At 36.0% G+C, this 10,458-nt stretch carries 8 protein-coding genes; all 8 read left to right on the top strand.

Going from position 1 to position 10,458, the window contains the following annotated elements; translation table 11 throughout:
• Positions 1 to 3,009: tape measure protein (locus ACFXN8_RS09240; protein ID WP_386844531.1), on the top strand; the 3,009-nt coding region annotated here is incomplete at its 5' end.
• Complete coding sequence (locus tag ACFXN8_RS09235; RefSeq protein ID WP_386844529.1) at positions 2,948 to 3,403, top strand: distal tail protein Dit; 456 nt, start codon at positions 2,948 to 2,950, stop codon at positions 3,401 to 3,403. The genes ACFXN8_RS09240 and ACFXN8_RS09235, both read left to right, overlap by 62 nt.
• Positions 3,400 to 5,709: a hypothetical protein gene (locus ACFXN8_RS09230; RefSeq protein ID WP_386844527.1), complete on the top strand. Its 2,310-nt coding sequence runs from the start codon at positions 3,400 to 3,402 to the stop codon at positions 5,707 to 5,709. The genes ACFXN8_RS09235 and ACFXN8_RS09230 overlap by 4 nt, the downstream gene beginning before the upstream one ends.
• Positions 5,699 to 6,874, top strand: coding sequence for a GLUG motif-containing protein (locus tag ACFXN8_RS09225; RefSeq protein WP_386844525.1), 1,176 nt, complete (start codon positions 5,699 to 5,701; stop codon positions 6,872 to 6,874). Before ACFXN8_RS09230 ends, ACFXN8_RS09225 begins: the two co-directional genes overlap by 11 nt.
• A 4-nt stretch (positions 6,875 to 6,878) precedes the next feature.
• Entirely contained in the window at positions 6,879 to 8,216 is a 1,338-nt protein-coding gene (locus tag ACFXN8_RS09220) for a polysaccharide deacetylase family protein (RefSeq protein WP_386844523.1), read from the top strand.
• Between the two features lie 100 nt (positions 8,217 to 8,316).
• Positions 8,317 to 9,024 carry a hypothetical protein gene (locus ACFXN8_RS09215; protein ID WP_386844521.1) on the top strand — a complete coding sequence of 236 codons (708 nt, stop codon included), beginning with the start codon at positions 8,317 to 8,319 and terminating at the stop codon, positions 9,022 to 9,024.
• Positions 9,025 to 9,138: 114 nt separating this feature from the next.
• On the top strand, positions 9,139 to 9,543 hold the full coding sequence (locus ACFXN8_RS09210; RefSeq protein WP_386844519.1) for a phage holin family protein: 405 nt from the start codon (positions 9,139 to 9,141) through the stop codon (positions 9,541 to 9,543).
• Complete coding sequence (locus tag ACFXN8_RS09205) at positions 9,540 to 10,313, top strand: N-acetylmuramoyl-L-alanine amidase (RefSeq protein WP_386844517.1); 774 nt, start codon at positions 9,540 to 9,542, stop codon at positions 10,311 to 10,313. The genes ACFXN8_RS09210 and ACFXN8_RS09205 overlap by 4 nt, the downstream gene beginning before the upstream one ends.
• The last annotated feature ends 145 nt before the right edge of the window (positions 10,314 to 10,458 follow it).

Genomic DNA, 10,458 nt, shown 5'->3' with positions numbered 1-10,458 from the left:
GCTGTCATTACCCGAGCATATAGTGGGATCGATTTTACTGAACTGATTCAAGAAACGAATGAAGTTGGCAAGGCGCTGGGTATATCCAATATCGAGGCAACCAACTTAATTAGTCGTTTATTGAAAATCGGTTTCCCTCCTGAGCAGCTTGATATTATCAGTGAATATGGGGGACAGCTGAAACGAGCGGGCTACAATGCTAAGGAGATTGAAACTATCTTAGCGAGAGCTGCACAAGAAAAAAGCTGGAATATCGACAACTTACTAGATGGCTTGAAAGAAGGGCGTATTCGCGCTGTTGAAATGGGCAACGGATTGAAAGAATCCATGAAGGACGCCATTCGTGATGTTGTTGGAGATACTCAAAAAATGTCAGATGAGCAACTTTCCGCGATGGAAGCCAACTTTTCTAAACAAGAAGATGTCCTAGCAAAATCGCTCAGTAATCGAGAGAAAGCCATCTCCAAGGACCATGCTCAACAACAAAAAGCTTTAGATAAACTGTTACAAAAAGAGTATGACGCTGTATCTAAAAGTTATGATCAGCAACAGAAAGCACTCGAAAAAAAATTAAGTGCCAATTATGATGCTACGGTTAAAAGCTATGAACAGCAACAAAAAGCATTGGAAAAAAGATTAACTGCTGAAACTGAGACATTAACTAAAAATCAGCAAGAACAGTTACGTCAGTTAGAAAAGGCGCAACAAGAAGAGCTGAAAATTTTTGAGAAAAACTCTCAAGCAAAAATAAAGCTCATAGACAAAGAATACAAAGAGCGAATGAAGCTCATTGATGAAGAAAAATATAATCAGTTAAAAGCCTTAGACAATAAAATAGATTCATTAAATGCTAAAACCGAAGCTGAAGATAAAGCCATTAAGAAACAAGAGAACGCACAGAAACGTGCTGAACTAAACTTACGTGTAAATAATGCGAAAACGAACGCTGATCGCCAGAATGCAATGCGAGAATTACGCAATTTTGAAGAACAGTTACGTCTTGAAAAAATCAGAGAAGATCGCAAAGAACAAATTGAAGTTCTGAAAGGTCAAAAGGATGCGGTAAAAGAAACATCGGATTCTAAAAAAGAAGCGCTTAAAACAGAGACTGAGACTCGAAAAGAGCAACTTTCAGAGCAAATTGCAAACGAAAAAGAATCGTTAAAAAGTGGATTTGATGAGCGGAAAAATGCATTAAAAGAAATGCAAGCAGCTGAAAAAGCAGCCTTGCAAGAACGGCATAACGCTCAAAAAGAAGCTTTTCAACAACGCAAACAAGAGGAATTAAAGGTACTTAGTGAATCTAATAAGGCACAGATTGATGCGTTACGAGAAGTGAATCAGGCGAAATTATCGGCACTTCAAGAGGAACATACTAATCGTAAAGAAGCACTTAATGAGAGATTAAGTGATGAAATGGATGCTGTAAGAGAAGCGCACAAAGCTGAATTAGATTCATTTAAAGCTATGAATGCTGAAAAGTTAGCGATAGCGAAAGATCCCCCTGACAGTGCCGCTGTACAAGCCTTATTCTCTCAGTTAGAGGGATGGGGGAAAGCAATTGCTAAAGGTGGCGAAGAAGGTTCAAAGGCATTTTCCGAAATGGCACAATGGTTATCCCAAATCGAAGATGCTACTTTACGTGAAACGATTGGCGTTGAAATTTTCGGGACTATGTGGGAAGACCAGGGCGATGCAATTGTTAGCGTGCTAGATGATGTGGCTAATGGACAGATTACTGTTGCTGAAGGCCAAGCGGAAATTAACAAAATGACGGAGCAAGTCAATGCTGATCCAATGACAGAGTTGAGACAAGCTGTATCAGATGTAAAAGAAGCACTTGAACCGTTGTTAGGTGTTATTGCCAATGTGGTATCGAGTATTGCTAGTTTCGCAAAAGAAAACCCAGTGTTAACATCTACCATTGTAGCTATTGTCGGTGCTATTGGCACATTAGTAGGTGCATTTACAGCACTCAGCCCAGCAGTATACACCATAACCACCTTATTTGGTGGTGGAAAGGGTGGTGCTGGCTTTGCTTCGATTTTAGGTAAACTCATTCCTGTCATTACTAATCTAGCCTCGAAAGTATTACCAGCTTTAAGACTTGCTTTTGGTGCTTTAACAGGACCAATTGGTATTGCGGTCACAGCGTTAACCATAGCCGTTCCGTTAATTATTGAAAACTGGGATTCTATAGCGGAATTCTTCACCGATTTATGGGATTTTATTGTTGGTGTTTTTAAAAAAGCTGGTGGCGCTATAGTCGACTTCCTGAAGGAAAACTGGAAAACCATCCTTGTAGTCGTTACGGGACCAGTTGGCATATTAGTAAAAACGATTGTCGAAAACTGGGACAAAATAAAAAGTAAGACAGTTGAAATTTTTACGGGTGTCTCCAACTTCTTTTCGAATATCTGGTCAAAAATTTCCGATGTTGCTAAGACGGTTGTGGGAAAAATCAAAGGATTCTTTTCATTCAGTGATCTCCTTAGCAAGGTCAAAGAAAAATGGGATTCTATTTATTCGGCCATTAAGACACCAATAAACAAAGCAAAGGATGCCGTTAAAAAAGCAATAGATGCTATAAAGGGATTCTTTAAATTCGATTTTAATTGGCCAAAGCTTAAGAAGCCTAAATTTAGTATTAAGGGCTCTATCAATCCATTAGATTGGTTCGGTGAAGGGCTTCCTAAAATCGATATTCAATGGCATGCAAAAGGTGGCGTATTTAATAAGCCAACGTTGTTTAATACAGGAAATGCATTGCATGGGGTAGGAGAAGCTGGTCCAGAAGCCGTTTTACCTCTTAATGAGCGAGTGTTAGGTGCAATTGGTAAAGCAATATTTGATGCAGCAGGTGGAGGACGACAAGAACCACAAGTAATTCACAATAATTATGAACGCATGTTAGAAGGCGCACAATTTATTATTCGCGAAGAAGCTGATGTTAAGAAAATTACACGTCAAATTTATGAGCAGCAGCAACGTGATCGAAAGGGGAAATAGTATGTGTGACATCACATTTAAAGGAATACACTGTTCACAATTGGGGCTTGAGGTCATGGACACCGAAAGGCCCCTTTTTGGTGAATTTAGTGATTCGTTTATTAAATTACCGAAGGTGAGTGGCAGTGTAGTAGTGGCTGATGATAGTGAAAGTGATATTGAAATTCGCATACAATTCCTACTTACACCGTTGCAAGGTCAAACCTATTATGATGCTTGTCGGGCTTTACGTGGTTATTTTAAATCATCACAGAAAGAGCGATTAATTTTTGATGAAGATTCAAAGTGGGCATATATGGCCAAGTTTATTTCTAGTGAAGATTTTGAGCGTATCGTGGATGACGGGTTATTTTGGGCAACGTTCCGTTGTTCACCTGATATGGTGGCTGTATGAGTTACGATATTAAAGTTTTAAATCATAGCAATCTATCGCTTATCGGTACGCTTGAAAATGTTATTAATGCAGAGATTTATGAAGTCATCAATGACCAATACACCGCTGACATACAAATGGCTGAAAATATATTCCCCTCTTTTTTACACTATCCTAATTTAGTGGAAATGGATGGGGATTATTTTATTATTGCTGGGGTAGACAAGCAGCGTGATCGAAGTAAAGCAATTAAGCTGATGCTTGAGCATGTAAGTTATCTATTAAATAATCCATCGGAAGCTCCCTTTGTAGCAGAAGATGAAGAAGAATTTTATGAGGGTTCACCACGGAGTATCATTTCGCAATGCTGGGGAATGAACGGATTTAAGATTATTGATTTAGCAGGCGGTTATTATTACTATAGGCCAAGCGCTAAAGGTGGTAGGAGTCGCATTAATGAATTTGCGCGCCAAAATGGGTTAGAAGTTGAATATAACAAGTTTGTCATTACGATTCATAACAGACGTGGTGCCAATGAAAACCTTAAGTTAGAGGTTGGGAAAAACATTCAATCGATTACACAAAAAATTGATTTGGATGAAAATTTTTTGTTTGAATATGCACATGAAGTAGACATTATCGATTTTAGTAAAATGTCTGGCTCTCAACAGCAAGAAATTGCTTCAGCTGAGTTAGGGGATACCGTTCGCATGATTGATACAGATTTAGCCATTGATGCAACGGAACGTATCGTAGGTAAACGTTATAATCCTTTATTTAAAGAAGTACCGAAGTTGGACGTAGGGCAAGTTATACGTGATATTGTGAATGTCATGAATGAAGATAAGGAATATGAAGGGAAAGAAGACCCTACTTTAAATTACTTTTTGCAGAGCTGGCAAATGGGCAAGATCAATTGTATGGCTCTTGATGGAATCGAACTTGGCGAGGAAGATATCTTACCTGACAATATATCTACCTCTATTGATTATTATATCCAAGGTGAACTAAAAGGTATGTCTTTAAAGGTTAAGCCCCAATACAGTAAGTACCACGTGTACATTAGTGAATGGTATGAGGACAATCAATATGAAGAATACAAACTTGAGAAAATAGCTGATGTCATGAGTAACTGGACATTTCCAAAACCTAAAATGCAAGCAATCAGTATTACCATAAGTGAAGTGCCTCTCGAACAACTTAATCCAGAGATTCACAAAGTAAGAGATTATGCAGTGAAATTCAATAAAGTTTATATTGCCCCGTTACGTGAATTTAAAATTGGTAAGAACAACATGTTAGGCAACAGTAGCTTGTTAATTGACACAGAAGGGGAAAATCTAGAGCTTGATGATTTTTCTGTCAAGTTAAACTATCACCTGATGCAAGAGTACGGAGGTATTAAATTATCATTAAGGCCTGAATTTAGTAACTATAAAATTAATATTGTGACGTTCGGCTCCGATGGTGTTCCATTTGTGTACGATTATGAAACGATAAGAAATCAGTTGCCCAATTGGAAACTACCGCGTGAAGGTGCAGAATACTTATTAATTTCTATTTCAGAAGTTCCAAATTCACAATTTGATCCAACTGTTCATAAGAATGTGATGTATGGAGTTGCTTTCGAAAAGATACCATTTGAACCTCTTTTCGAGTTACGTATTGGAGAAGTGAATTGTTTACAATTAAATGGTGTGTCAGTACCTGCTAGTCCTTCATTAAATGCTATCCAAGCAGAAATATTTTATAAAGCATTACTCGAACACAATGGATTACGCTTGAAGTTATTAAGAAAATATCGTTCTTATTACGTTAGTATACGTACTTACAGCAGTAAAGGTATAAGAACTGTCAGGTCATACGAGAGTATCAAGGATTGGACTTTCCCACGCAAAAATGTGATGTACATTGTTATTAGCATTCTTGAAAAACCACCATCAGAATTTGACTCATCAAAGCACAGGCAAGCTTGGTATGCTATTAGATTTACAGCACAAAATGATGAAGTTGTTGACCCTGGTTTACTTGGACCAACGTATTATTTAGAGTCAGAAACTGTATCAGCAGATAGTGAAGGGGCTGAATTTCTTTTTACAACTTCCTATGATGAAGTAATTAGTGTGACTACGGGGATTGGCCAGGTAGAGCAAGCAGAGCCAATAGCAGCACTATGGGAATTAATTAAAGATGCAGAAGAGAAATATATAGGCGTTAAAATTAATTTGATAGGCTTGGAAAGCGGAAATGTAGATATAAGTGTACAAGCCATGTGTCAAGAGGGAACTGAAGAAGAAGAGGAAGAAGGAGAGGGGGATGATGTTTAGTGGTGGAACTGGTACAAAAGATGACCCATTTTTAATTAAAACTGTACAAGACCTTATTAATGTGAGGAATAAAAATATTGAAAACCCTAAGTATTATTATAAACAAGTGGCAGATATTGATTTATCAGGTGTTGAATGGTTACCAATAGGTGGTCAAGGTAAAGCGTTTTGTGGTACCTATAATGGTGGCGGATATACGATAAATAATTTAACAATCACTGAAGATATTGAGGGTCCAGCTTTTATCAGCTCAGCAATAGAAGCAACACTTTTAAATATCACGATTGATAATGCGTATATTACTAACACGATATATAACTGGATAGCTATTTTAGTATCATCAACAAACGATTGTACAATTACCAATTGCCATGTAACAGGCAAAATGGAATCCACAAATGTAAACAGTAATACAGGCGGTCTAGTAAGTACAGCTGGTACAGGGACAATAATAAATAGGTGTTCTGCTAATGTAGATATAACAGCAGGACGTGCCGGAGGATTTGTCTGCTATTCCAATGCTGTTATAAAAGATTGTTATGTTACAGGTAAAATTGGTGGCGTACAAGATAAAGATAAGCCAGATGATAAGTATATACAGGCTGGTACATTTGCTTACGTTTTATATAGTGGTAATGTTGAGAATTGTTATACATGTGTAGAGATTTATAACTATTCGTCACGCAGTAGGAAACAGTTGTATGTTTTTACCGAAAATTACGGTGCTGAAATAATTTCTTGTTATTGTGATGTATCGTTAGGTGTTACTATGCGGGGGTGGTCTAGCGATTTAAATTATGTTGAAGAAATGTTTATAAGAGGTACGGATAATAAATTATATGTAAATTACACATCACAATACAATAAAGATCGTGATTATTGGGAGCCTGAATGGAATAGTACAGGTCCTCCTTCGTGGTGGCCAAAACCTTATTATAGGGCACAACCTATAACAGGTGAAGTATGGTCAAATTTCTGGAAGCAAGTAACAGAAACTTACATCGAAGCACGTACAACTACAGAAATGCAAACACAATCAACATTCGATGGATGGGATTTTGATACGGTATGGACAATAGATGAAGGTAGAGATTATCCTAGATTTAAATTAAAGATTACACAAATAAAATGCAAACGGATGCCATTAACAAACTACAGAAGGTGATAATATGACAAAATTTAATCAAGTAAAGTTAATCCGTGATGCATCTGGAAGCCCTATACCTAGTCAGTATTGGGATGATGTAAAGCAAACTTTTATAATACCAGGTGGTGAAAGTGTTGATTTTACAAAAAAGAAGCTGATTCGTGATGCAGTTGGCGCAGTCATACCGCAATATTGGGATGGTGAAAAGGGTGGATTTGCAGCTATTACATCGGGAAATCGACAGTCTAAAGAAACCATTAACCAGGGAAGATTAATGACAGATTTCTCAAGGTGGCAATTGTGGTATGGAGTAGTTTCACAAGATAAAGAACATGTTAAAGTCGGACAGTCGTCTGTCAAAGTAACTACAAATGATACCAATACTACATCAGCGAGTAGACTAAGATCAGTACAATTTAACTTATCAAAAACCAAAACAATGATGATACGATTCTACGTAGAAGATGTGAACAAGTTTTCTAATATTGAATTGAGATTATCTTCAGTTGATAATATGGCCAGCTATCTTTCTTGGAAAACGACAAAATGGAAAGTGATTAGTGGATGGAATGAGGTCATGATACCTCTTTCTAAATTGAATGTTGTAGGTAATGAAAGTCTTAATAATACGATTACAACATTACAAATTAGTGTTACTGGCGATCATACATTTGTCGTATTGGATGGAATCTACACCAACAGGATTTCAAAAGGAAATGTATTGCTTCACTTTGATGATGGTTTTATTTCGCAATATACGAACGCTTTTCCCCTCATGTTGGCTAGAGGATTCGTTGGATCAGTCGGTGTCATTAGCGGGTCAGTAGGTACAACGGGATATATGAATTTAGCACAATTAAAAGAGTTATATAATTATGGGTGGGATTTGTTTAATCACACTGTTACACATCAAGATTTATCAACATTGTCAATAAATCGTATTCAGGTAGAATTGGACGTTTGTAGGGAATGGTTAATATCCAATGGATTTTCCAGAACTGCTGATTTTGTAGCGTATCCTTATGGCGGTTATAATAATGACGTTTTAGAGGTCATGAAAAACTATAAATTAGGAAGGTCAATAAGAGAAGAATATGAAATTCTTCCACCAATTCAACCACATCTGCTTAAAACGGTCATTCTATATAACAATGTAGAAGAAATCACATTTAGAAATGCGATTGATTATGTAATAGAAACAGGGGCAACGGTGATTTTCCTACTTCACAAAGTAGAAGATGTAAATACAGATGAAATGAATTATCCAACAGAAAAGTTTAAAAACATGCTTGATTATCTATATTCAAAGCAAGAAGAACTAAACATACTCTCCTGGAGTGAGTATGCAAATATGTTTTAAGAGAAACGCGAGCGAAGCTTAGCGTTATTTTTATTGTCTAAATTTAGAGGAAATCCTTTCCTTTTGTTGTATTATGGTAGAAGAAGGAGAGTGGAATAGAGTGGTTTTTTTAGAAAATTTTCTTACAAGTTTAGTGCCGTATGTGATTACAGTAATTCCAATTATAGTTTATGTAATTAAGTTAACGATTGATAATTGGAAACTAACTGATCTAGAAAAAATAAGAATGAGCAATTTTAAAAAGTTTCAAATCGCTCTTACTAAATATGTTTTGATAGGCATTATAAGCTTTGTAATATTGTTTTTTGTGTTTTTATTCAAGAATCCTTCTAATTTAGTTATTAATGTAAATGTTTTAATGACATTGGTTATTTTATCAATAATTCTTGTCTTTTGTATTATTGTAGCAGAGAAAGTAATAGATTTCTTTTCTCGCATTTTATCTTTCAAATATGATTATCATATTGTTAACGAAGATGGAGATTCATTATATCGCATAATTAAGGTGAATAGTAATGGGGATTTGCTTGTTGAGTCCAACGATATTTTAGAATTTATTGATTCAAAACAAAATTTGAAATATAAAAGTTTTCGTAGGGATATGCCTTATCTTTCTAAGTTATATAGAACAAAATGGACGAAGGGAATTATTAAAGGAATTACAATACTATGCATAGTGCTATTAATAAGTTTATTTATTACTAATTCATGGGTTCGGTATATGATTTATTTTTCTTTTATTTTTTTTACATTGATTTTATTAATAATTATGGTTAACTATCTAGATGAAAAAAAGCACAACAATTGACACTTTAGTGTAAATAATTGAAGTAAACAAAAAAATTATAAAATAATGGTAAATATTTTGCCCTCCACTATTGACTGTGGAGGGCTTTTATATTGAGGAAAAGGAAGTGCTGTAATGGAAAAGTGGATTGCAGGAGTATGTGGCGGTATAGGTACACTTATCTCTTATTCTGTGGATGGTCTGGGTATGGCGGTAACTGTATTAATCGGTTTCATGGCCATTGATTATGTTACAGGTATTATGAGTGGAATTATTAATCAAAATTTAAATAGTCGTGTTGGTTTCAACGGCATCATACGAAAAATTTATTACTTAATGCTAGTTGGCTCAGTGTATTTGCTGTCGCTAGTAATTCCAGGTATCGAGTACGCAGGTGATGGTGCAGCCATTGCATTCTGTGTACTCGAATTTATCTCTATCACGGAAAACGGCACAAAGATGGGCTTACCTACTCCGGAGTTTATTAAAAATATTTTAGCTATTGTTAAGGATAAATCGGGGGAGAGTGATGTGAAATGAGCTACACTATCGAACAACGTTTAATGTCAGGTCTACCCAATATGGCATTATCAGCTGTTAAATATGTAATTGCTCACGAATCAGGTAATTCGCAAAACTGTGGTCCCGATGCATTAGAAAGAGAAATCGCCTATATGAACCGAAACAAAGCAAATGCATTTACTTCTCACTGGGTTGGTGGTGGTGGCCGAATTGTACAAGTTGCACCAGTTAATCGAGTGCAATACGGTTGCGGGCATAAAGGTAATCCATATAGTTATGCGCAAGTTGAATTAGCACGTACATCTGACAAGGAACAGTTTAAAAAAGATTACGAAGCGTACATCTGGCTTTTACGAAAGCTTGCTCAAGATGCAGGTATATCTATTGTTTTAGATAGTATTGGGAATGGAATCAAGACGCACCGATGGATTACCAATAATTTAGGTGGTACCACTCATGTGGATCCATATTCATATTTAATCAGCATGGGTGTATCAGAGGACCAATTCAAAAAAAATATTAAAAATGGACTTGAGGAGGATTTGAAAGTGAATCAATATAATGAAATAAAGAAAGAATTGAACTTATTAAAAGACTTAATATCAAACAAAGCTAATTTACATTCTTCATCCGAAGTAGCCTCAACACATAAAGGCGCATGGGAATGGGCTATTAAAGAGGGTATCATCAAAGGAGATGGAAAAAGCACAAATCCTACTGCTGCACTTACCCGTGAACAAATGGCAACAATGCTCAAACGTTATCATGATAAGTATGTTGCTAAATGAAAAACTAAGGCCAAGATAGCTTAATGACTATCTTGGTTTATTTTCTGGTCTTTATTTTTATTGATAGTGAAATTATTCCCAAGTATTACAATTGAAATAACTAAGCCTTTTAATACAGAGCTTAAAACACCAGGTTCCATCAATT

Source organism: Lysinibacillus sp. NPDC059133 (assembly GCF_042755925.1).
Lineage (GTDB): Bacteria > Bacillota > Bacilli > Bacillales_A > Planococcaceae > Lysinibacillus.
The sequence above is the reverse complement of the archived record's forward strand: the minus strand, read 5'-3'. Positions and strand labels throughout refer to the sequence as shown.